Here is a 24,897-nt window from a genome sequence, read left to right as displayed (position 1 = left end):
GTAGTCAAGTTATTAGCGCTTATGATACCATCCACAATCTCAAAAAGCTCCCGTAGCTCAGCTGGATAGAGTGTTGGCCTCCGAAGCCAAAGGTCGCGCGTTCGAATCGCGCCGGGAGCGCCATTTTTGTTTCTCCAAAGTCTTAATCATATTTTAAAATAATCCAACATTTCATTACTAATGGGTTCCTTGAGTTTCCAAGTAACATCCATTGGTTTTTCGTTTTGATGCGTCGAATATACAACCTCACCAAGATAAAAAAATGGCGCAGCCTTTTTCCCAAACAGTTTGTTCTTTCTGACAAACAAATGCGCTTTTTGATCAGATAAAATCGCTTTACCCTTGGCTGATGAAGGCGTTGTAGATGCTTGGCTTTGCCAATGAAATGTTGAGTTATCAATGAAATAATCATGATATTGCTGGCTTGCTTGTTTCCCTTGTTTGTTTAATGTTACTAGTAAAAATTGTGAGTCGTTATTTTTAGGCGTAATGTGTCCGGCCTCCCATATAGACTTATGGAACGCTAGCCCAAATAATGGAGGGATTTCTGCCCTCATAAATTGTTCATGAATGAAAGGTTTACCTTTCTTTTTGTCTTTTCCATGAGGCTTTTTAATTGGGAGTGGCACTAATGTGCGATCTGCAAGTCTAGTTTCATAACGAGTGAACCGATAATCAACAAGCTCTTGTACGAATTGGCTTAACTCGTCCTTATAGGAACTATTTGTAGCGTAAGTTGCTCTTATTAAATTCTCCTCCAACTCAAAATATGGCTTGCTCGTGTCGCTGTTGTTGCCCACCCATGCATTTACTGGGTTTCGTCTCCAATATGATTGCCATTTTTTGATATCTATTTCATTGTTCTTAAATGATTGCTCGAAATCGGTAGGTAAATCTTCTAACAACCGGGGCCTGCGCTTCAATACTTCAATTGAGCGTAAAGCAATATCCTGAAGATCTACTGGTTCAGATAAACCATTAAGCTCTAAAAAGGCTTCGAGCAGCACCAGCTTGTATGACTTGGTTAGCTTCGTAACCTCAATTTCTTTGAGAAAGTCAGAATATTCAGCTGCGGCGCTCTGTTGGCGACCAACAAGCCCCTTCATTGCATTTACAAACTCAAACCAACTGCCATGCTCTTGTTTGACCGTTTCCACCGATCCGCCGGAAAAGTAGTATTCTGATAGTGTCGGCCTTCGGCCTAGAGATTCTAGCAGCCCGGTGTATATATCCTCTTGCGCACTAATATTAGTGACCAATAAGTTTTTCAAAAAATCGATAGATTCCAAATCCAAATTAACAAAACAGCCCTTCGGTAAAACGAGCCTCTTTTCTTCTGTATTTTTCAAAAACTTTCTTCTTGCAGCGTTCGTAACGCCCACCCTAAATAGAGCATCCACTTTGCGAAAGAAACCAATATGGTTTCCTATGAAATCAAGAATAACAAGTTTGTCTTTTTGTGTGGTCGAGCTCTTGCGTAATCCTCGTCCTAGTTGCTGCAAAAATATGATTTTTGAGTCTGTGGGCCGAAGCATCATTACTGTATCGATTGAGGGCAAATCGACCCCTTCGTTAAACAAGTCTACAGAAAATATAACCTCAATCTCTCCACTTTTTAGCTTTTTCAGCGCAACATTTCTAGGCGTGTTTGATTTGCTATGAACAGAAACTGCTTTTATTCCATGGAGGCAAAAATAATCAGCCATAAAATCTGAATGTTTAGTGGAAATACAGAATGCGAGTGTTCGAGTTAGTTTGTGTTCTCGCCAGTATTTCAAATTGTGCTTAGCACGCGATTGTGTGGCAAGCTTGTTCTCTAGTTGCTCGGGATCAAATTTTCCATTTCGCCATTTAATCTCAGAATAATCTACGTTATCGGCGATGCCCTTATAGTCGAATGGACAAAGCACATCTGATTCAATAGCGTCAAATAGTCCGATTTCATATACTAAATTATTGTCACATAACGAAAGAATGTCAGATTGATCGGTTCTTTCAGGCGTTGCGGTAAGTCCTAACATAAATTTAGGTGTGAAGTATGAAAGTAACTTTTGATAGCTTTGAGCTGAGGCGTGATGAAATTCATCAACAATAATTAGGTCGAAGTGGTTTTTCTGGAATTGGTTAAGATGAAACTTTCGACCTATTGTCTGAATTGAAGCAAAGATAATATCCATGTTAGCTTCTTTGCTGGTGCCGTCATATCTTCCAATCCTAGCGTTTTGTTTAATAATGCTAAAAGTTTTTTCGGCCTGATCGAGTATCTCCTCCCTGTGTGCTACAAAAAGTATTTTTTCCGCATTCATTTGTGTTGAATCAAATGCGGCTAACCACGTTTTTCCTGTGCCAGTAGCCATAACTACTAAGCCCCGTTTGTAGTTTTTGTTTCTGGTATTTTTAAGGGCAGTTAGAGCTTGTATTTGAATGCCGTTGGGTGTAGGTGGTGCGGTAAATTCAGCGTTTTGATTGTCTACAACAAGCTGAACTGCCGGAAGCGTGGCTATGCGCTCAACATATGCATCAATCCATTTATGAGTCAGTTTAGCGCAACGTGTATCGATATATAGCATTTCAAATCTGCTTTTCACGTCGTTGAATTTTTCTGGGGCGCTTTCACTGTCGACAGCTAAGTTCCACTCTAATCCATCACGTAAGGCGGAGTGTGAAATGTTGCTCGAGCCAACATAGGCTATCCCTTCGAAGTCAGTGGCATTTTCATTTTTTATAAAAATGTAGGCTTTCATATGGAAGCTTTTGATGAATTTTGATTCAAAAACCTTTATAGAGGCACCTTTATTTTGCAAAAGCATGAGTTGTCTTAGCGCTCTTGGTTCGGTAATCCCCATAGAGTCACCGGTAATAATTTTAATCTGAGCGCCTCGGGTTAGAGCGTCATCCAGCGCTTCATAAATTAGGTCTAAGCCTGTTTGTCTAATAAACGCTGCTGCAATACTGATTGATGTCGCATAGTTGATTGCTTGCAATAAGTGCGGTAGGAATGGGTCGGCCTCGCCGACAGTTAGGTGTTGCTTGGGGAACTCATTCATATTTTTGTATTAACTTTTTACAAAGAATGTTGACCCAAGGTTGTTGTGAACCTCTTAGTTCGCTCACTTCCTCCCAACACTCCAAAACACTTGCTTGAGGCATTTGCTGAAACAGTGACACAAGTTCACTTTTGGTATAGTTATTAAAAAAGCGTGCTTTGTCATCAATGGTTTCTTTTTGTCCGTTTTTGAATGATGCATACAAAACACCATCTGCTTTTAATGCTTTAAAGACCTTAAAAAGAATGTTTTGGATATCTGACTTTGGGCAGTGCAGTAAACTAGCGCATGCCCAGACTCCGTCAAACTCATTTTCGTAGTCTAACTCTTCAAATCGACGGGTAATTACGGGTTGGCCAATATACTCTTCGGCTAGTTTTGATAGTTGTTTGCATCCATCGATTGCAGTAACGGTATAGCCGCTCTCAATAAAGCTTTTCGAATCTCTTCCAGACCCACAGCCTAAATCTAAAACTGATGCATTTTTTGTTAGCAAACGAGTAAATCTCTCTCGATTAACTTGCATATTTGCAGTGACTGTTTCGTTAAAGTAATCGTTCGCATTGCTGTGATAAAAATTCGATATGCTAAGCGCGTTTTTAAATGCGTTAATCAGAGGTATGTCTGCAGGCGCCCAGTTGAAGTCTGTGAGTTGGTCGACAGTAACCCATTCGATTTTGTCGTGATCGGTGAGTAAAAACTCGCCTGCGATATGCTCTACTTGATAAGCAATAAGACGAATAGTTTTTTCACCATAGCGATGAATGTTTTCACCTACGTAAGATGTGATGGCTGCATCAACATTGAATTCTTCTTTAAGCTCTCTCAGCAAGCAGTCTTCGGCACTTTCATTAGGCTCAAGTTTACCGCCAGGAAATTCCCAATATCCCTCGAGATGAAGTCCCGCCTTTCTTCTAGCGGCTAATATCCTGCGGTCTTTTACAATTATTCCAGCGGCGACATCAATTACCCGAGTCATTACTGAATTCTCATCCTTAAGTGACTATATTACCAGGTTAACCGATTTTAATGACAAGACCAATCTTTTGATTTGGAGAGATATTTAGGAGCATTAGCTTGCTTCACATTTAGTTCCGTCGCTCAATCGCCGGAATTTCAAAATACTCATCTGGTGATAGTGCTTTGAGCTCACTAAGAGACTTTTTGCGCGCCCCTCTGCCGGCAATAGATTCACCAAAAACTTCATAATGAGCACGCTCGACTAATTCCTTAGCTTCCTTGCGGTTAAATAAAGCTAAGACTTCCCCCGCTCTTATCAAACCTTCGGTACGATGCTTCAAACTAATATCAGGTTTGCCATTTTGTATAGCCGTGAAAACCTTTTTAAGCTCACTGTGGCAGTATGTTATATATGCTGATTGGTCCATTGTTTCACCTACGTAAAAAATGCGCGTCGTCATGATTTAACCTAGTATGCACGACAGTTAGCGCTATGAATAGAGCATGTCTTTTAACGATATTTAGCAAATTAAAGAGCATCTATCAAAGCAATTAGATATAATTTTGTGTCGATTAACGCGGCTAAAAAAGCGCATTGTTTTGTTCCTGATTAAAAGGCTAGCTATGATCACCAAATCGTCATTTCCGTTGTTCAGTGTTTTCATTTTTATGTTTGGCGCCTTGGCGTTACTTCTTACTCCACTCACTACTTTTGCAGAGACACAAGATATGCCGATTCGAGTTGCCATCTTTAATGCGAGTATGGAGGCGAATAACTACAATGCTGATGAGGCTAGTATTACGGGGGGAGAGCTTTCGTATAACCTGCGCGACGGCACGCATCCGCAAATACAAAATATTGCCGAAATCATTCAGCTTGTGCGTCCGCACGTGATTATTCTCAACGAATTTGATTATTCTGCGCAAGCAAGCAAAGATATCGCTGCTTTTTTAAAACACTACCTTGAGTTATCTCAGCAAGGTAATGCGCCTATTAACTATCCTTATGTGTTTTCTGCGCCGGTAAATACTGGGGTCGATTCGGGCTTTGATTTAGATGGTGACGGCGTAGCATCAGGGTATAAAGCCGACGCTTTTGGTTACGGTTTGTTTCCCGGGCACTATGGCATGGCGATATTGAGTCAATTTCCTATTGAAGAAGAGCAAATTCGTACCTTCCAAACCTTTTTGTGGAAAGATATGCCCAACAGCATGCTCGGTGATGTTAAAAACGAAGACGGCACGCATTTTTATAGTGAACAAGCTCAAGCTGCTTTTAGGTTGTCGAGCAAGTCTCATTGGGATGTGCCGGTAATGGTGAATGGGCGTCAGCTAAATATTTTGGTCAGTCACCCAACACCGCCGGTGTTTGACGGTTTTGAAGATAGAAACGGTAAGCGTAATCACGATGAAATCCGCTTTTGGACCGACTACATTTCAGGGGTACAGCAATCTGCCTACATTTATGATGATAAAGGTCAAAAGGGCGGTTTACAGGGTGACTATTTTATTATTGCTGGCGACCTAAATGCTTCGCCCGATGAGGGCAGCGCTATCAGAAAAGGCATTGCCGATTTGATTGCCCACCCGCGCGTTCAAGACGACCTGCCACCTACCAGCGAAGCGGCCGTGTTGCATACACCCAGCAACCCTTTCGCAGCTGAACATACGGCATCATGGCGAATGCGCGCCGATTATGTATTGCCCTCGAGTAGCTTGAAGGTTACCGACAGCGGTGTATTTTGGCCAAAACCAGACGACCCGTTATATCGGCTGATTCAAGACCGACAGAGTTCTTCAGATCATAAGTTAGTATGGGTAGATGTAAGCTTTGGGCAATAGATAATCTTAATAACCGCGCATCCCAATAATGCTGTCGGGCATGGAAGAAAAGGTAAGCAGCCCGTTTTCTTCAAATAGTGCTGGGTCATAAGTCAGCCTGATGAGCTTACCGTCGTCGGTGTGATGAACGTGTTGGCGCTGCTGATATGCGTAGGAGACAAATGCCTTGTGTGAAAAAGATATCCACAGTTGGTTGATGTCTTGTGTGTACCAATCAGGAAAAGGGCTTGTGCGTTGCGTGATTTCGTTTATATCTTTAAGTACCCCAAATAGTCTTTGATAGCGCACTTGTGTGCTAGGTAGCTCAATTGACAGATTAGGGTACACCCGCACCATCCATTGTGGTTGTGTCACTTTGAGCTGCCACGCTTTTGCCTCTTCTACGTCCATTTTAGGAAGTATAATGCCTAGGGCAGAGGGACCATCAGAGACCACTATATTAATACGCTCCCCATCATTTTTTTGCAGGTATAGACTAAATGATTCATCTCGAGACAGTCGAATGGTATGGGTGAGAGAGGCAAGGTCGGACTGACGTTGCTCGCTCCAAAAAATTAGCCGCGTGTTGATAAGATCGTAGGGAATACTCGTTTCATGTGAAGGTGTCATTTTGCATGAACTGAGTAATGCGAGCATGACAACTATCGCTAGGTATTTTTTTATACGCGATATGCTTGAGAGAATATGGGTCATCGCCTTTCAATCCTTTGCTATTTTATGTGGTGCACAGACCTCAATAGCGTAAACATCGCCAAGTGCCCAGTATATTGCCGCAAGCCTTTATGTCTTAACAGCAGATTTTTCTTTGCTCTCCCGGTGACGCTTCTCCCCTAGGCGGTGGATATGCGACTAAGAACCTAAGGTTAAAAACATCATATCTGCTATATTTATATAATAAAAACAGTGTTTTGTGGTGGCTGCAAGACATTGATACGAGTATTTTGCGGGTATAACGACACTATAAACGCGCTTTGAATATGAGGAGCTCCCTTGGAACTATTACAACTGATTATGACCGGTGTCACGGCTATTATTCTGTTTGTATTTGGCCTAGATAACTTTTCAAAAGAAATCGAAAGACTCTCCGGTGAGCGTTTTCGGCATTTTCTGAGCTCGGCGACTAACTGGCCAATATTTGGCGTGCTCATTGGTGCGGTTGTTACCATGTTCATTCAGTCGAGTTCGGCAACCTCAGTCATCGCAATTAGTTTGGTTAATGCCGGTGTTTTGTCGTTTAAAAACAGTGTGGGTATTATTTTTGGAAGTAATATCGGGACTACCATTACCGCGCAACTGGTTGCCTTTAAGCTAACTCATTACGCACCTATATTTATTATTATCGGTTTTGTAATGACCTTAATGCGCAACAAAGCGTCCATTTTTGGCAAGGCTGTGTTTTATTTTGGCTTTGTATTTTTTAGCTTAAACCTTATTTCAACCACCCTAGAGCCATTGCAAAGTAATCAGGTATTGGTAGATATTCTAACCGAACCACAAAATCCGTTATATGCGATTTTATTAGGGTGTATATTCACCGCCTTAGTCCAATCGAGCTCTGTCACCACGGGCTTGGCCATCATATTTACTCAGCAGGGCATATTGGGTCTTGAAAATGCAGTGCCGTTAATTTTAGGGGCTAACATTGGCACCACGAGCACGGCGTTTTTGGCGGTGATAAACATGGATGTTGCGGCAAAAAAAGCCGCTTTTAGCCATTTTCTATTTAACACCCTAGGGGTGCTAATATTTTTGCCATTGCTGTTCATTTTTGGACATAGACTAAGTGAATTTGACGACTATCCGGCTATCGCATTAGCCAACATTCACCTTATCTTCAATGTTGGCGCGAGTTTGCTCTTTACCGCCCTAATCAACCCCTTTGTGCGCTTTGTCGATAAGTTGTTTGGTGAAGGGAAAATGGATTTTGAGCGTATTGATTTACCTGTATCTAATGACGATGATGATATTACGACAGTAAAGCCGCAGCTAGATGCCAACAGTGTTGCGCTATTTGGATTTATCAAAGAAAACTACAATGCCGTGACGCTTAGTGTAGAGACAAACTATAAGGGGATTTTTGAGGCAGCAGAAAAGCGTATCGCCTATGTGGAGTTTCTTAAGGGTCAATATTTACATTACTTTGCTAGCGAAGTGAATATTATTAATAAAGAAGCGGACTCAAAGGAGCTAGTCGCACTGATTAATCGCTTTGACTATCTATTTCAAATCCACGATTCAATTAAAGATTTGTTCCAAGCGAAGCGCGTTATCAATGAAAGATATATTGAGTTAAATAGTGATTTAGTTATTTTAATCAGAGGGTTAGCGATTCACACTTTAGAGGTTTTTGAGCAGATTTTGGCCGATAGCGCGCAACAGCAAGATGGCGTTTCGGTAACCCTTAAAAACAAAGAGAAGGCCTTGCAGCAAGAGATCAATCGCTTCAGTAAAGCGCTGTTGCTGATGCTAGCAGATAAAAGCCGAGAAGACGTTGGCGCTATGATCAGCTTTGTAAGTTTCTCTCAACGCTTGAAGGATAAGCTGAGCAACTTTGCAGGCTTACCCTATAAACAAGAGTAAGCCTATTCAGTTTTTGACGGGTGGCGCTTAATGGCCGTCGAATTGCACTCGTATGCCAGCATTCACAATAAAGCCATCGTTACGAGACCAAATGTCGGTAGTCCAGCGCCCGCTTGGACCGCGCGCGGGCAGTAGCAATGAATCCTCTTTGGTTTGGCGAATATCCAGTAGGTTCTCAAAGTTAATGAAATAACTGATTTTGCCAAGCGTGATTTCAGCCATTAGCCCAAGATGCCAATAGGCGTCGCTCCTATCGCGGTAGGGATTGTTTTCAAGCTGCTGAGTGCCGGTGTAATAAGCTTCAAAGCCCACTCTGCCATTGCCGTGCTGCTCCCACATAGCAACAAAACCTGCAGAATGACGAGGTGTGAGCGCAATCTCACTGCGCACAATATCATTCACGCTTTGTTGACTCGAATCGATGTACAAATAGCTGCCGGTGAACTTAAAGTCATTCCAATAATACCGCATGAGCAATTCAGAGCCGCGAATGCGGGTTTCTTCTAGGGCGTTGACTAAGCGCACGCGATCTAATACGCCGTTGTTCAAAGATGAAAAGGGCGTAAGCTCGGTTACGCCATCTACGTTTGAGCCAAACAAAGTCAAACTGGTTTGAATGCTGTCAGATGAGTACCCAATGTCGATGGAGGCGGTTTGTGCGCGTTCTTCTTGTAAGTTTTGTAAGGGCGCAAGACGCGAGAGCCCGGCCTCTTCAATTTCTTCAACAAAAGGACTTGAAGCAAAATAGCCGCGGCCATACGAGCCTCTCACGGTCCATTCTCCTGGCCGGTACAGTAACGAGACTCGCGGGTTAAATTGTGTACCATATTCGCTGTGATCATCTAAACGAGCACTTACTGATGTCAGTAGAGTATCGTTGATGGTGTAGTCTACCTGCGAAAATATGCCCGGCACATCATATTGATAGTTAAATGCGGGGAAGGTATCTGAATCGTAGGTGTCTGACTGAAAAGCAAGGCCTACAACCCAATCAGTCTGCTGTGAATAGCCGGCAATACTGCTTTCGAGCAGATAGCTTTCATGGGTATCGTTTTCTTCAAGGGTACCAAATAGGTGGTCATGGTCTTGCACCATAGCAGACGCGCGTACGTTCAAATTTAAGGTATCTTTAACTGGACGGTTAAATACGAGCCCTGCGTCAACGCGCTGTGTATCTTGGTTTTGTGCAAACGGCGCTCCGCTTGGCAACGTCAGTGCGCTGCGAGTGCCGCCGGTGCGCTGCTCGCTCATAACGCCCACAGTGGCATAAAGCGTTTCGCCATTTTCACCATTAAAAAAGAGTCTTGGGCGCGCAGTTAAACGCTCATATCCGGCCATATCAATCCAACCGTCATTATCAAAATCTTGTTCACTTTGATGATGCGCCCCTGCAGTAATTGATCCGCTAAATCTATCATCTAATGGCGCAGCGATATAAGTTGTGAAATCTTGTCCGTCTCGAGAGGTAAGATTGAGCAATGCTTCACCTTCTAATTGGTCACCGGGTTGGCGAGAAATCAAATTGATCACGCCACCAAGCGCAGCTCCGCCATACAAAGACGATGCAGAGCCCTTTATAATTTCAACATGGGCAAGGTCGGTAGGCGGAATTTGCAGTAGCCCAATGGAGGGGGCTTGGCTGCCATAGAGCGGTAATCCATCGCTTAAAAGTTGAGTGTAGCGACCGTATAATCCTTGCAAGCGTATATTGGCGCTGCCAAGGGCCGGAGAGGTGGTTTGTACGCGTACGCCGCCGGTTTCTGCAACTAACATTGAGATGTTACCCGGGCGCATCACCGCCTTCTCTTGGATCTCTTCGCGGTTGATTAGCTCCACCCGAATCGGTGCATCGTTAACAATACGCCCTAAGCGCGTGGCTTGTACTAAAATCCGTTCGGCGCCATGCCCGTGCTCTTCATCGTGATGGTCGTGTTCATCTTTATGTTCGGCTTTATCGCTGTGCTGAACATTTTTGTCTTTTTCGTCCGCCATAGCCCATATAGCAGGTGAGGCCGCTGCCAAACAAAATACAGATGCCATCAATTTCGCTAGCGATGTTGCTTTAATATGCTTACCCTCTTGTAACACAGGCAAGCATTATAGGGGATTTACCCACCACACTGCTACTTTGAATAACGTTCAAACCATTCTAAAATCCGCTCTAATCGCTCCACGAGGTTGGTTGGTGTGCCTGTGCGTGAAAGGTTATGGTTTTCGCCTTTGAATATCACCATTTCGGTGGGTACGTCGTTAGCTTTTAGTGCGTAAAACCATTCTTGCCCCTGACCAATAGGGGTGATGGTGTCACCATCGCTGTGGATGATTAAGGTAGGGGTAGTAACTTTATCGGCAAACTGTAAAGGTGAGCGGTCCCAATAGTAGTCAAAATTTTCCCATAAACTGCCGCCAAACTCGCTGCGCATTTGATAGGGGGTGTATTGTTGTGTGCCGGCCGCAGATATCCATGAGCTAACACTGCGCTGAGTAACGGCTGCTTTAAATTGTGATGTTTGGGTAGTGATCCAGTTGCTCAAAAAGCCGCCATGGCTTCCTCCGGTAATAAATAGCTGGTCGACGTCAATCCAGTCGTTCTGTGCGATGACATGCTCTAAAAACTGCATGTTGTCTTGATAATCTGCGCCGCCATAATCGAGGCGAACGGCGTTTGCATGGTCAAATCCATAACCGCTGCTGCCGCGATAGTTCACATAGGCAACGCCATAGCCTTTTGCTGCGTACATTTGATTTTCATGAAACCAGCGGTGCCCCCACATTCCGCCAGGACCGCCTTTGATATTCAGCACCAAGGGGTAGGATTCGCCTTTTTCATAGCCAACAGGTAAATGTAAGAACCCTTGTACATTCATGCCTTTGTCGTTTTTAAACCATACGCTTTTGGCTTCAGACAAATGTAAACGCGCCAACACGTCTTGGTTAAACTGGGTGAGTTGAGTCAGGTTTTGGGTTTCAAAGTCATATCGATAGAGTTCGGGAAGCTCAGTTGAGCTTTCCATGGCAAACACCGCATAGTCCCCGGCGGGTGAAAGCGTAAGACTACTTTGGGTTTTATCCACTTCCAGCAGAGCGTTTACGGTGCCACCTTCAGTATTTACTGAAAAAATGCGCTCAGCGCCATGGTCGCTGGCAATAAAGTAAAGTGCTTTGTTACTTGGGCTCCATGCTGCTCGAGTGGCATTACGATCAAAATCTTTAGTAAGGTTTTTGGCGTCTTTGCCGTCGCTGTCCATCAGCCATAAATCAGTTTGAGTATATTCTGCTTCGTTGTGCAAATAAGCAATGCGCTTGCCGTCATGGGATATAGCCGATTGATATTCAGCGTGAGGATGCTCAGTGACTCGCGTAGTGGTTTTTGTGGCTAACTCTACTTTATAAATATCGCTAATAGCACTGCCGTTGAATTCTGTGCCTGTTTTGTTCGCGCTATAGAATACGTATTTTCCATCCGGTGACACTTGTGGTGAACGAACGTTATAATCTTCTGAGCGGGTTATTTGCGTGAGGGTTTTACTCGGTATGTCTAATGTGTGCAAATGTATACGTTTATCGTTGAGGAAGCCTAAGCTATTAGCCATGTAACGTGCGTGCTGCACAACCACAATATCTGGCTCAGCGCGGGTAGCTTCCTCGTCAGTCGTGTCGCTTTTGTCTGTTGCCTGCTCACCTTCCACTTGCTCGCCTTCCAAACTAAGCAGTAGACCTTGATTATCTGGTAGCCATTGGAGCTCTGTCATGAAGTCTTCAAGCTCAGTGATCTGAGTTGCTTCACCACCATTTGCTGGGATGATAAACACCTGAGGGGTATCGTCGACACTTCTGACGAACGCAATGCTTTTTCCGTCCGGCGACCATTTTGCAGAACGGTCTTTGTCGCCTTGAGTGAATCGACGAGGCGGCTGATTCCTCTCAATTAGATAAAGGTGAGAGTGGCGGCCACTGGCGTCATCATTGACGCTGGTTTTAGCAAAGATGATTTTGCTGCCATCAGGGGATATCGAGGGGCTACCTACAAATACAAAGTCAAAATAGTCGATAGGTACCATGCCTCGCTTTGATGGCGCTTGCGCAACAGTTTGAAAACTGATGATGGTCAGCATGAGTATAAAAGTGGGTAAGCGATGACTCGCTTTAAAATACATGGACATGGGGTTAGCCCTTATTGTTGTTATTTGCGGCAAATATGAGACAAAAGACTAAACTATGTTAGGTAGTGGTTCAATAGATGAGATGTGCTCATGAATATGGAGGTGTAAGCTTCACAAAGGTTTATGTCGAAAAATTTTACAACCTTCTTGAAAAATAAAACCCAATACGACTAAGGTTCTGATTTTTCTTGATATTTTTATATGGCACATTTCCTGCTTTACCCCAAATATTCGATAATGCGAAACCACCAAAACGGAAATGTATCAATGAAAAATTTATATCGCGCTTTATTATCAACAGCTTTGATCGCTAGTGCATCTTTCAGTGCATCAGCAAACTTAATTACCAATGGTAGTTTTGAACTCGGCAACGACTTAAACGAAAGTGGTTGGGAAGTTTACCAATCTCTGGATGATGGCGACGGCAACACTACCGATTGGACAACGATTTCAGGCGCAGGCATTGAAATACAGGCCAATGGTACAGGTACTATTGATGCCCAAGACCTTGATTATAAAGTGGAGCTCGATTCTCACAACGGTAACGGTGGTGCTAGCGGCGTCACTACAAATACTCTAATGGCACAACTTGTTGAAGGTTTAACCGTTAACGCCTTTTATGAATTGAGCGTTTGGTATTCTCCAAGAACATCTGACACTAACACCAATGCCATCTTTGCATATGCTGGCGATGAGCCAGACGTAACATCAAACCCAGGTAAGTTGGGTGAAATGATAGCGGCTAACAAAGGGTGGGTGCAGTATTCGTTTGTATTCCAAGCCACGGCAGTTGACATGTTAGTTGGCTTCGGTGCACAAGGTAGTGCTAACACGATTGGCGGATACATCGATAATGTCAGTCTTACAAAAGTGCCTGCGCCCTCTAGTGTCGCGCTGCTTGCCATGGTGATATTTGCGTTAAGAGTGTTTGCTAAGCGCAAGTAATCGAGTAAAGTTTATTCAAAAAAAGGCATCGTTTGATGCCTTTTTTATTGCCAGTTCATTATCAAAGCGTTGCTTTCCTAGCATGCTTAGTCTTCTCATAATCTAGAGTAAAAAAAGTATGTCTATGCCCAACGTTCTAAACATAGCTTTGTTACGTGTAGGCTTGTTTTAATGTTTTATTTGAGGGGTGTTGAACGCATGCTTAGGTATGCTCAAATATACTAATTTGCGAATAAAACTATAGCAACTTCGTTTTAAGTCGATATTCTAAGATACGTCAACCCTGTCGTTAACGGACTAATTACATATGATAATGCGCCTCGCAGTTATCCAACGCACCTTTTACTTTGTAATGGGGTGCGTTTTGCTATTATTTAGCAAGTCTTCATTTGCGCTTGAGAGCTTTCTCAAGCAGCAGAGTATTGAGAACTTGAGCATCGGCCTTTATAGCCTGATGGGGCTTATTGCGGCCCTAGTAATTGCAGTGGTATTGGTATCAAAGCTGCTGTTAAACAAATTGCGTGATGCGCGCGAACATCATCAAGACTTAGTGGAGAACTTGCCTAGCGGGTTACTCCACGTCAATATTGCAGGCAAAATTGTCTACCTCAATGAAGTTGCCGCAAAGCAAATTGGACGCCATAAAGACAAGCTTATTAACAGTGACTTTAGTGAAAACTTTGAAGGCGCTGCGCGTGATGCACTGGAGGCTGGACTTAGCGAAAGAAACAGCTCTGTTAAGGCGCGCGCTAAGTCGAGCAACTTATACCTTGCGGTGCAAGTGGGCAAAACTATTTCAATTAACGACAATCTCGTTACGATAGTGACTTTAAGCAACCAAAACACGCTACAGCGGGACTTCAATAAAACTGCCGATCACCGAAATCATCTTGCACACCTCATTGACGCCGGTAACTTCGCTCGCGTGTACCTCGATACGCAAAATGATAACTATAAACACGATAAACGCTTTGATGATTTACTCGCACTAAACGTCATCGAAGAAGATAGCGACCATAGCGAGTCATCTAAAATCGCAGACTTTCTCAAACACATTCACAACCATGATATGGACGCATGGAAAGAGGCTTTTTCGTCTGCTAAAGCAAATGGAGCGGCGGCTGCGTCGGTTAGAATGCGTATTGCTGGTGATGATGAAAATGTCATATATACTTCATTGCATGTGGATATCATCGCAGACCAAGCCACGCAAGAAGATGATGAGCAGGTGCTTGCAAGTCAAAAGCATACGCGTTTTACACTGTTAGTGCGCGCTCACAATGAGCAAGAAGAGCAAGCAAGGCGCTTAGCATTAGCCAAAGAACAACGTGTTGCGATGTTGACCGTTAATCCAAATGCTGCCTACGCACTAGACGATAATGGCAACATTTTATGGGCCAATGAGCGTTTTAAATCTATGTTGCGTCGGGTGCTACCCAATAGCCCATCAAAAAACCTGTTGGACATGAAGCCGTTCCCAGAAAACATCATGCAACTGCATAAGCGAGATGCATTTAGATCTATTTCAAGCTATGAAAAAGAGTTTGAGATAAAGCTAAATGAAGCAGAGATATTGTATCTCAAGCTCGACATTGCATCGTATGAAGTGGTTGATAGGCTAAATGGTCACGCTAAAATCGGCATGGTTGCGGTTTTGCAAGACCTAAGCCAAATGAAGCAAACAAGAAGCGCGCTTAAGCATGAAAAAGACCGCGCCAGCAAAGCGCTGCACTCGCTCAGCGCAAGAGAAGATGAGCTAGATGTCACGTCTCGCAAACTCGCCGATACTACCGAGCAGCTAAATCACACAACGGAGCGCTTGACCTACACCACCAAAGAGCTGACACAAAGCAAAGAGCGTTTACAAAATTTGTTAGACCTGTCACCCGTTGCGATTGCAACCATAAACAGTGATGACAAAATTATCAGCGCAAATCGCGTGATGCTCGAGCGTTTTAAATACAACGAAAAAGAGCTTAAAAAGGGCAATATCTACAAGCTTTTCAGCGACCCAGCAGAAGCGGGCACAACCGCAAAAGTACTCAATAAAAAAGGCCGCTTACACGATTTTCATGTGAAAATTAAGGGTAAAGACAACCATATCTATCCAGGTGAACTCACCGCAGAGTTAATAGATGAAGAAAACCAAGAGTACTTAGTTTGGATTATTGATCGCTCTGATGAACAGTTCCAACGCGACAAGTTTGAAAGTGTGCTTCAGCACAGTGATATGGCAATGGCGATTATGGACACGTCGGGCTTTAGTAAAGTCAATCAGGCGGCTTGCACGCTGTTTGGTGCTGAAGACGAAGAAGACTTATTTGGCATTTACCCATTTGCCTCACAATTTAATATTAGCCATAAAGAGGCAGATACTTTAGAAAAGGCGCTTGAGCAATTAAAAAGCAGCCGCCAAGTGTTATCGATGCCGTGGACTCACAAAGTGGGTGACCGCTTGATACCTTGCGCTGTAACTTACGTGCCTATATTTAAAGACCAAGCCTTCGATTCTATATTATGCGTGTGGCGCGATGAACGTGCCATTGACGCTGCCGAGAAAGCGCAAACTCATGCTATTGAGCAGCGTAAAGAGGCCGAAAGCGTCTTGCAAGAAAAGCAGGCTTTGCTCAAACAAAGTGAGCAGGCACTGGCACAACGAAGCGAAGCGCTAGAAAGCACTGAACAAGCCTTGTTACAAGCCCAAGAAGATTTAAGCCATACACAGGCAGAGTTTTCGCAGTTGCAAGAAAGCTATGAAGACACGAGCCAAAAGCTACACGCGCTTGAACAAGCGTTTGAAGACAGCCGCGTTAAGTTGCATGATGCCGAGCATCTAAATGCCGAGCTAAGTTCACAATATGAGCAAGCCAGTGAGCAGGTCGCCGAGTTAACGCAACAGCAAGCCACACTCAAGGCGGCTCTCGAACAGAGCGAAGCGAACTGTCAACAGGCGCAACAAGCCTTAGATGCCACCAAAGAAAATGTTGATAACTTAGCGCAGCAAAAATCTTCGCAAGAATCGCAAGTACAAGACTTAGCAAACGAGGTAGCACAAGCCAAGCAAGCCTTAGAAGACAAGCAAAGTGAGCTCGCGCAGCTTAACGAGAGACTCGATACCTTAAATCTTGAGCTACAAACATCAACCGAAGGTGCACAAGCATTGCAAGAGCAACTTGCTAGTGAGCGTGAAGCGCGTCAAAACATCGAGCTAGAGCGTCAGCAAGCTGAGCAAAAATGTGAACAAGCGCAGCAAGCACTTGATGAAACGAAAACACAACAACAGCGTTTGCAAGAAGAACTTGCAGCCCTAGAGGATAAGGCGACCCAAGAGCAAAGCGATATTCAAGCACATCAATCACAGCTTAGCTTTGTGCTAGAGGCAAGGCTCAAAGAGCTTGCTGATGCACAAAGTGAGCTTGCTCAAGCCAAGGCTGATTTAGAAAAAGAACAGCAGGAAAAAGAGCAGCACCTAGCGTCGTTAGACGCACTCAACGACCAAATGTCGAGTATTCAGGCGAATATCAATGAGCAACAAAAAATGCTCAGTAACAGCGATGAGCAGTGGCGTGCGCAATGTGAGCAAATAGAGGCACAAAAGGCGCAGCTAGAGGCGTCGCTTAAGGCTAACGAAGAGCAAAATCGCGCCTTAGATGAAGAGTTAGATGAAAAAAGAAAAGCCCTAGATGAGGTAACAACACAGGCTAAAAGCGCACAAGCGAAAGAGAGCGAGCTGCAACAAGCCTTGAGCGAAGCGCAGCAAAAAATTCAAGAGTATGAGCAAAGCATCGCCGTAAAAGAGCAGCAGGAGCAAGCTCAGATAGAACAAATGCTTGCACAACAGCGAAGCCTTGAAGATAAAGAATCGACTATCATAGAGCAGGCAATTTCGAAGCAAAAAGCGTTGGCTGAGAAGCTTGCGGCGGTCGAGCAAGAGTATGCTGACAGTAAGCAAAACCTCGAACAACAAAACAACAATCAGTCACTGTTAAGTGAAAAGCTGCAAGCCCTAGAGGCATCTTTAGCACAGTCTCAACAAGAGCTGGCGAATAAGGTTGAGGCACTTAGTACGGTGCAAGAGGAGCTTGCTGCCAGCAAGCAGAACTTCGAAGCCCAAGAAAAGGCCTTGCTTGCCGAGCACCATAAAGCGCTCGAGGAACAAGTGAAGTCAGTCAGTAGCTTTGCGCGCCCGCACATTGCAAAGCTATTTATGCCGGCTCGCCCTGGTTTATGGTTTGATTTAGTAGAGTACTTAAAGGCTCATCCCTTAGATGGCTCTTTACCTGATACATTAAATGGCATCATCGAACAGCTTGAAAGTCATATAAGCGATATGGAAAAGGCGATTGCTGATAACGACGAAAGCGCCATCAAAGGCGGCGCTAAAAAGCTCAGTAAGCTTGCAAACAATATTGGCTCAGATGCCCTTAAGCAGCTTATTCAGAGTATCGTGGATGATTGTGAAAATGGCATGGTAGATAACATTTCTATCAGGTGGCCTGCGACTAAAAATGGCTTGCAAATGACGATGCGGGTGGTGTATTCGCATTTAGCAGCCTAACAGCAACAGTGCACTAGGCGCCTTTAATGGGCGCCTAGTGGTTACACGTCTTATTTACTTAGTGCGCTTTACTCTTGACAATCTCATCTAACAAAGCAATCAGCAATTTTGTGCCAGTACCCGATGCAATTGCTTCAAACACGTTTTCTTCATTTTGGCCTTTTTGTGCGCCGGCCAAATCACTGACAGAGCGAATGATAATCCAGTCTACATCATTGATATAGCAAACTTGCCCAACAGCGGCAGATTCCATTTCAGTGACTTGTGCATTGTAAACCTCTTGCAACCAGATACGATACTTGGCGCTATCGGCAAATACCGAGCCGGTGACGCCGTTGCCACCCAGTTTAATCTGAATGGGTTTGCCTGAAGGCATTGTTATGGGAGCCACATTAATACTTGCTTGTTTTGCCAACTCAAACAAATTCTTCGACACCGAAAAATAGGGCATCGCAGTGGGTGTCGTTAAGCCTTCTTTTACAATGGATACCTCACGGGGAAACATAAAATCAAAGTTTTTGTAGGCAGGTGCGTGGGGATCTACTTTGCTTCTTTGCGTAAAGGCCTTTTGCGTTTGTTCGTAGTAGGCAGGTAAGATGTATTGCCCAGGTTTGTCAGGGTTAGGGTTAACATAAACCGACTCGTCGTGAAAATACCAACGTTCTGCAATCGCAATGTCGCCTGGTGAAAATTCAGGATTGATTGCCCCAGCAACGCCCATCATCACGACTTTATTGATAGGGAAATAATCAAGTGCCATTTGCATGGTCATGGCTGCATTGCTGACACTTATTCCCGTGGTGAAAATAATCACCGGCTCATCTTTGTATGTGCCCAGCTGATATTTAACGCCTTTGATGGTAACCACTTCGCTAATGCTCGCATGATCTAGCTGCTCAAATGCCGCGTCGATAGCTTCTATTTCAGGGGCATAAGCGGCAACAATTGCAGTCCATTTTTGGTCCTCAGGAAATACTCTGGGACCATATTCAGACTGACCGTTGGCAAGCGTTGCAAAAACGCTTAGTGTTAACCACAGCATGACGTTGGCTATCTTCATTTTATAGATCCTTTTTAGGTCAACAATGAGGTGACAAGACAATAGAGCGCAATAGCTTAATGTATTTGTATGCGCCTTTGCATTACCATAGCGAAATAAACACAATAAAAACACGATAAACATTCATGGCGCCTCATCATAACCTGATGACTTAATCGCCAAACACATCATTCAAAGGAAGCTTCATGCTCGGCCGTTTTCTAGACAAAACCTTTTCGGTTCAAGCCCACGGTAGCACGGTGAAAAATGAGATCATCGCTGGTTTCACGACCTTTGCTGCAATGTCATATATTTTAATCGTCAACCCGAGCATTCTAGGCTTAAGCGGCATGCCTGTAGCAGGCTTAATTACCGTTACTGCCTTAGCCGCATGCATAGGAACGCTGCTGATGGCTTGGTTAACGAATTATCCAATAGCGCTTGCGCCAGGCATGGGGCTAAACGCATTTTTTGCCTTTACCATATGCTTAAGCAGAGAAATTCCGTGGGAAGTGGCATTGGGGATAGTGTTTTACAATGGGGTGCTGTTTTTAGCGCTTACCATTTCTGGCTTACGCCAAAAAATCGCAGACGCCATCCCAGCCTCGCTTAAAATTGGTGTGCAGTGCGGGATTGGATTGTTTATTGCGTTTATTGGCTTAAAAAATGCCGGTTTGATTGTGGCTAACCCAGCGACATTGGTGTCTTTGGGCGATATGTCTGAGCCAGCGGTGTTGTTAGCATTTTTAGGCATCGTGTTTACGATTGTATTGGTGCTTAAAAAGGTTACCGGAGCGATATTAATATCCATTATCACTTTAACCCTGATAGGTATCTTTATTCCCACAGAAAGTGGTTATTTGACAGCGCAGCCGGACGGTATAGTTGGCCTGCCACCGCCAATATCGGATACATTTTTTGCCATGGATTTATATTATCCTATTGTTAACTTTGCGACGACGTGGGACCTGATTTTTGCGCTGATGTTCGTCAATATGTTTGACACAATCGGCACGCTGATTGGCGTCTCAAAACGCGCTAACTTGCTTGATAAACAAGGCAAGCTTCCAAAAATGGGGCGTGCAATGACCGCCGATGCGAGCGCCGGTGTGATTGGCGCAGCGCTAGGCACGTCACCGGTTACTAGCTATGTGGAGTCGGCGGCTGGAGTGTCAGCCGGTGGTCGCACGGGCTTAACCGCGGTGGTAGTCGCGATTTGTTTCTTGTTGGCTTTGTTTTTATCGCCCTTGATGCTGGTGATCCCCATTATGGCTACTACGCCAGCGTTGGTAATGGTGGGTATTTTTATGATGAGCGCGATAAAAGATCTCGACTTTGATGATCTTACCGCGGTCGCCACTGCCACCATCGCGCTGCTGGCTATGCCCTTAACCTTTAGTATCAGCGAGGGAATAGCGCTTGGGTTCATTACCTATGCAGGACTTCGTATTGGTAAAGGTGAGTTTAGTAAGGTCAGCATTGCCACTTATGTGATGGCTGCGGTATTTTTGCTTCGCTATTTATTGGGTTTGAAGTGAATGAGTGACCTGAGTTTCAGGGCTAATTAATATCGCAGATACATTGTCTTTAGCGCCATGAGCGTTCGCCTGACTCACTAAGTTTTGTGCACCTTGCTCGAGGCTGTTAGCGCCTTTAATGACAGTGTGAATTTCGTCTAACGACAGCGCTTTATATAGCCCATCTGAACACAACAAAAGCGTTTCAAGGGCCCCTAGAGTCAGCTCTTTTTCGTCAATCTCTGGTTTGGCTAAATCTCCGCCAATACAAGAGGTAACAATATTACGCTGAGGGTGGCGTGCGGCTTCATCTTGGTCAATGACATTCAGGTCGAGCAGCCTTTGCACCACAGAGTGGTCTTTACTTAATAGCTTACAATTGTTCGACGTAAGCAAGTAAGCCCGACAGTCCCCACTCCAGTAGAGGTTGATAGTGTCGCCTTGCTTGACCGCCATGATCATTGTTGTGCCCATCCCTTCATATTCAATCTCTTGTTGGGCATAGCTGCGTAATTTTTGATGGACCGCTTGAATCGCTTCTTTACCGGCACAGTGATGGATTTTGACCTCATGAGGTAAATGCTTGCACACCCAATTCGAAGCAACTTCGCCCGCCCTGTGCCCACCCATACCGTCGGCGACAATCCAAATGCCTGATTTGTCATCAATAAAGATCGCATCTTGGTTTATCGGCCTGGTTGTGCCGCGATGGGTGATGCCTGCGCCGATATAGCTATTGTGATTTGGCATCTTCAATACGCTTAAATAGCACGTTGTACTCGTTTGCTTCTTTTCCTATTAAACTCTCGATAATGCCTAAGCCAAGAACCTCATATGTGCTCGCCAACTCAGCTTGACCATCGCGATATAGCGCCGCTGCATAAAGCGCGTTTGCTTTTGCGTTCAGTTGTGACTGCTCTGTAGATTGTTCATTTAGAATGCCAACGGCTTCAGAAAGCTTTGCAACCGCAGTATCAATGTCTCCTGTTTTCAAAGCAATATCACCAAGGCTTACCATCGGCGTTGCGATAGAGCGGTGCCCATTAGGAAATAGGTTGATGAATCCTTGCAATGATTGGTCAAGATAAACTTTGGCTTGGTCTAGATCGCCGGTGAGCATATAGAGTTGACCAATCGCGCTCTGCACTGAGTAATAATACGGGTGCGTTGCGCCAACCGATACTTCAACCATATCAAGCATTTCTTTGCGCATCTCAAGACTGCGCTCGAATTGGCCTTGTTTACTGTAGATGTTTGTAAGGATGCCAATGCTTGCCATGATCTCCACATGGCCATAATCTAGAATGCTACGGCGAATTTCTAAGCCTTCTTTGGCATAAACTTCGGCTTGCTCAAGCTCTCCTAATTGCAAAAGTGTACTAGCGAGTTGATTGAGTCCATGCCCTAACGACAGCCTTGGTGTCTCATACATAGACCTTTCAAGATCAATTCCGCGCATAATCACCGCTTTTGATTCAGCAAATTCGCCGATTTGGCGCAGCGAATGCCCAAGGCCAAACAGTCGGTCAGCAAGCGCAAGTTCAAGCTGATTAGCAAATTCCCCTGCACGGGCAATGATTTGTTCGCTTGCGTCAACGGAATTGCGATAATGAGGAGCAGCCTGATCATCCTTACCACTATATGAGAATGCAGTCCCTAAACCATATTGCAGCTCCACGTGGTAAAAGTCTTTTAGCTCATCATTTAGGCTGGCGCCTTTCTCACTATCAAGGCTTTGATTAAGCTCAGTAAGTAAACTAACCGCTTCGTCGTATTTCCCCTCAAAAGTCAGACTGTTGCCGTTTTCGAGGCCTAACACATACTTAAGTGAAATATACTCTGGGTTGAACATTTCTTGTTTAGCTTTGGCAAAGTATTCATTGGCATTATCTAACAAAGCGCTTCCAAGTTCATATTCACCGAGTTGATTGTAAACAGCCCCTAATGTGGTGTTTAACTGGGCCTTAATAAGTGGGTCGCTGTCCAGCGCTTGTAAGTTGTCGGCCGCTTTATCCACAATACTCTTCACGCTGACTACGCCGCCATCGGTTTCGTTGGGGTCCGCTTGCCTGAAAATATCACTCATAAATCGAGAGGTTTTTTGGGCCACAAATGCCTGTCGTAGCGCGGTGTCTCGCTCTTGCTCGATGGTTAATGATTGTTGGAAGATGATGGCGCTAGCGCTAAGTAGCCCAATGACAAAAATCGATACAAAGGCAGTGCTCAGCGTATTGCGCTGCACAAACTTTTTAGCACGATAAGCAAAACTATCGGGCTTTGCTGAGATAGGATAGTTCTGCTGATGCCTAACAATATCCTGCATGAGTTGCTCTGTACTTGAGTAGCGCCGTTCAGGCTCTTTTTGCAGCGCTTTCATCACAATAGTGTCAACATCGCCCTTGAGCAGTTTTGCTCGGCCTTGTACGGCTTGATTGTCAGACTGCATGCATCTAACACTAGGTTTAACGGGCAATAACTCTAGGATCATCGATTCGATACTTTGCTGAGAGCTTGCCGTAGTATCAAATACGGCTTCGTCGGTCAGCATATACATTAATAAAGCGCCTAGACCATAGACGTCGGAGCGGGTGGTGATATTGCTGCCTAATACTTGCTCAGGTGAGGCATTGGCAGGGGTCAATACGCGCACAAATTCTTGGGTTAATTCTGAGTCTGGATTGGGATTTTGCGTACTTTCTTGGACGAGTTTTGCAATGCCAAAATCCAGTAGCTTGACCTCACCTTGGGTATTGACCAACACATTGTTAGGTTTAATGTCGCGATGTACCACTAAGTTCTGGTGTGCATACATGACCGCTTCTAATACCTGCTTAAATAGCGTGATGCGCTGACTTACCGATAAATCATGCTGTTGGCAGTATTGCGTAATAGGTATGCCATCGACATATTCAAGAATGATATACGGTTGCCCTTGTTCGGTTTCACCCCCGCCAATGAAACTGGCAATGTTTTTGTGATTCAGTGATGCTAGGATCTGGCGCTCTCGGCGAAAGCGTTGCAGGCTTTGAGCGGTTAAATATTTGCGGTGAATCACTTTAATCGCCACCAATTGCTCAAAGTCGTCTTGTTTTCGCGTGCCTAGAAACACCGAGCCCATGCCACCTTCGCCAATAGATTTAATGACTTCAAAGCGTTCAACCATATCTCCTGGTTTCAATATCGCCTCGTCCATAATCATATCTGTGGCGGATGCACTCACTAGGTCGGTTAGAGACGGGTCATAACTTTCATTTTGTTGGGCATCTAGCATTTCCATGACCTGATGAATAATGTCGGTATCGCCGTTGCTATGTTGCTGCACAAATACTTCTTGTTGGTCTTTGGGAAGTTGTCGCGCCTGATCAAATAAATCCTTTATCACACTCCACTTTTGCTGGTCCATCTCACATTCCTTTTTTCTTATTTGTGGAAAGGTCATCTGTTTTCATTTGTATCTTTAACCATGCCTTGGCAGCTTGAATATCCCTCTCTATGGTCGCGACCGATAGTCCCAATACTTCAGCAATTTCTGGGTGGGTTAACATTGAAAACAGTTTAAGTTCAAAAATATGCGCTGCTCGGGGATCAAATGCAGCAAGTTGATGGAGTAGCTCATCAATATAAATCAGTTCAATATGTTCGTGGCCAATGCCCGGCTGTATATCTGCAGGCTGTTCGAGAAGAGTAACTTTTTGTTGCTTTCCACCGCGTTTATCGGCGTGTTTTTGTCTGGCATGATCTACGAGAATCCTTCGCATTTGCTGGGCCGCAATCGCAATAAAGTGCTTTTTATCAGCGATATGCATGGTTTTGTCGGCCAGTTTTAAGTACGCCTCGTTGACTAAGGCGGTGGCTTGCAAAGTATGCCCCTGTTGTTCGCTATGCATGAAGCGAGCGGCAATGCGATGCAGCTCTTCAAGCATGACTGACTGAAGCGCTGTGGGTAATGAAGCGATTTCACTCGAAAATGATGTCATTTGAGGCTCTCCCTTGCGAGTGATTTTGGTTTGTCGCAATCCATAAGAAGCATTGCGTATATCGGTGTATAAAAATCGAACAATTTAAAATCATAACGACTCGTGAAACTTTGTGCAATTTAATGTTTGACTAAAGTGTGATTTTTATCGCGCTATTTGATCTCTTTTATAATAAGCGCAAACGCGGGTTCAATACCCTCATTTTAGTGAGGATTTCTTTCAAGTTGTGCGCAAATACGCCGTTAACAAATATTGAATGACAAGTGTCA

15 protein-coding genes and 1 tRNA gene are annotated in these 24,897 nt (G+C 44.3%); 6 read left to right on the top strand and 10 right to left on the bottom strand.

Translation table 11 applies throughout. The annotated features are described in order from the left end of the window. Positions 1-46: 46 nt before the first annotated feature. A tRNA-Arg gene (locus KJ365_RS13430) sits at positions 47-123 on the top strand. Positions 124-146: 23 nt separating this feature from the next. Here KJ365_RS13430 and KJ365_RS13425 read toward each other — a convergent pair. The 3 genes from KJ365_RS13425 to KJ365_RS13415 form a co-directional block, all read right to left on the bottom strand. After that, positions 147-3,047, bottom strand: a complete 2,901-nt coding sequence (locus KJ365_RS13425; RefSeq protein ID WP_214452176.1) for a DUF3427 domain-containing protein — start codon at positions 3,045-3,047, stop codon at positions 147-149. Beyond that, positions 3,040-4,026, bottom strand: a complete 987-nt coding sequence (locus KJ365_RS13420; RefSeq protein WP_214452175.1) for an NUDIX domain-containing protein — start codon at positions 4,024-4,026, stop codon at positions 3,040-3,042. The genes KJ365_RS13425 and KJ365_RS13420 overlap by 8 nt, the downstream gene beginning before the upstream one ends. Positions 4,027-4,135: 109 nt before the next feature. Then, positions 4,136-4,435 (bottom strand): hypothetical protein, encoded by a 300-nt coding sequence (locus KJ365_RS13415; protein WP_214452174.1) that lies wholly within the window; start codon positions 4,433-4,435, stop codon positions 4,136-4,138. Between the two features lie 196 nt (positions 4,436-4,631). Between KJ365_RS13415 and KJ365_RS13410 the strand changes: the two genes are divergently transcribed. After that, entirely contained in the window at positions 4,632-5,849 is a 1,218-nt protein-coding gene (locus KJ365_RS13410; RefSeq protein WP_352109406.1) for an endonuclease/exonuclease/phosphatase family protein, read from the top strand. 6 nt (positions 5,850-5,855) lie between these two features. Here KJ365_RS13410 and KJ365_RS13405 read toward each other — a convergent pair whose 3' ends face one another. Continuing rightward, the gene (locus KJ365_RS13405) at positions 5,856-6,542 is read right to left on the bottom strand and encodes a hypothetical protein (RefSeq protein ID WP_214452173.1); all 687 of its coding nucleotides are present in this window, start codon (positions 6,540-6,542) and stop codon (positions 5,856-5,858) included. A 297-nt stretch (positions 6,543-6,839) separates the two neighbouring features. On the opposite strand from KJ365_RS13405, the gene KJ365_RS13400 reads away from it, so the two are divergent. Beyond that, on the top strand, positions 6,840-8,429 hold the full coding sequence (locus tag KJ365_RS13400; RefSeq protein WP_214452172.1) for a Na/Pi cotransporter family protein: 1,590 nt from the start codon (positions 6,840-6,842) through the stop codon (positions 8,427-8,429). 27 nt (positions 8,430-8,456) lie between these two features. On the opposite strand, the gene KJ365_RS13395 is transcribed toward KJ365_RS13400, so the two are convergent. Together KJ365_RS13395 and KJ365_RS13390 are read right to left on the bottom strand one after the other, a co-directional pair. Then, on the bottom strand, positions 8,457-10,469 hold the full coding sequence (locus KJ365_RS13395) for a TonB-dependent receptor domain-containing protein (protein ID WP_214452171.1): 2,013 nt from the start codon (positions 10,467-10,469) through the stop codon (positions 8,457-8,459). Positions 10,470-10,552: 83 nt separating this feature from the next. After that, a complete protein-coding gene (locus KJ365_RS13390; protein ID WP_214452170.1) occupies positions 10,553-12,592 on the bottom strand; it encodes a S9 family peptidase in 2,040 nt (679 codons plus the stop codon). Positions 12,593-12,859: 267 nt separating this feature from the next. Here KJ365_RS13390 and KJ365_RS13385 point away from each other — a divergent pair, with 267 nt between their 5' ends. Both KJ365_RS13385 and KJ365_RS13380 read left to right on the top strand, forming a co-directional pair. After that, positions 12,860-13,537 carry a carbohydrate binding domain-containing protein gene (locus tag KJ365_RS13385; protein ID WP_214452169.1) on the top strand — a complete coding sequence of 226 codons (678 nt, stop codon included), beginning with the start codon at positions 12,860-12,862 and terminating at the stop codon, positions 13,535-13,537. Between the two features lie 364 nt (positions 13,538-13,901). Continuing rightward, the gene (locus tag KJ365_RS13380; RefSeq protein ID WP_214452168.1) at positions 13,902-18,095 is read left to right on the top strand and encodes a PAS domain-containing protein; all 4,194 of its coding nucleotides are present in this window, start codon (positions 13,902-13,904) and stop codon (positions 18,093-18,095) included. A 58-nt stretch (positions 18,096-18,153) separates the two neighbouring features. On the opposite strand, the gene KJ365_RS13375 is transcribed toward KJ365_RS13380, so the two are convergent. After that, the gene (locus KJ365_RS13375) at positions 18,154-19,155 is read right to left on the bottom strand and encodes a 5'-methylthioadenosine/S-adenosylhomocysteine nucleosidase (protein WP_214452167.1); all 1,002 of its coding nucleotides are present in this window, start codon (positions 19,153-19,155) and stop codon (positions 18,154-18,156) included. 185 nt (positions 19,156-19,340) lie between these two features. On the opposite strand from KJ365_RS13375, the gene KJ365_RS13370 reads away from it, so the two are divergent. After that, positions 19,341-20,672, top strand: a complete 1,332-nt coding sequence (locus tag KJ365_RS13370) for an NCS2 family permease (protein ID WP_214452166.1) — start codon at positions 19,341-19,343, stop codon at positions 20,670-20,672. Here the strand turns inward: KJ365_RS13370 and KJ365_RS13365 are convergent. Genes KJ365_RS13365 through KJ365_RS13355 form a run of 3 tightly spaced genes read right to left on the bottom strand, consistent with a single transcriptional unit; the run spans position 20,655 to position 24,628 of the window. Further along, complete coding sequence (locus KJ365_RS13365; protein ID WP_214452165.1) at positions 20,655-21,401, bottom strand: PP2C family protein-serine/threonine phosphatase; 747 nt, start codon at positions 21,399-21,401, stop codon at positions 20,655-20,657. The two genes, KJ365_RS13370 and KJ365_RS13365, sit on opposite strands and share 18 nt — an antisense overlap. Continuing rightward, positions 21,385-24,054 carry a serine/threonine-protein kinase gene (locus KJ365_RS13360; RefSeq protein WP_214452164.1) on the bottom strand — a complete coding sequence of 890 codons (2,670 nt, stop codon included), beginning with the start codon at positions 24,052-24,054 and terminating at the stop codon, positions 21,385-21,387. The genes KJ365_RS13365 and KJ365_RS13360 overlap by 17 nt, the downstream gene beginning before the upstream one ends. Position 24,055: 1 nt before the next feature. Further along, complete coding sequence (locus KJ365_RS13355; RefSeq protein WP_214452163.1) at positions 24,056-24,628, bottom strand: ECF-type sigma factor; 573 nt, start codon at positions 24,626-24,628, stop codon at positions 24,056-24,058. Between the last annotated feature and the right edge of the window lie 269 nt (positions 24,629-24,897).

The sequence above is a fragment of the Glaciecola sp. XM2 genome (assembly GCF_018595715.1).
Taxonomy (GTDB): Bacteria; Pseudomonadota; Gammaproteobacteria; order Enterobacterales; family Alteromonadaceae; genus Glaciecola.
Note: the sequence above shows the minus strand (reverse complement) of the source record. Positions and strands in the feature narration are given on the sequence as shown.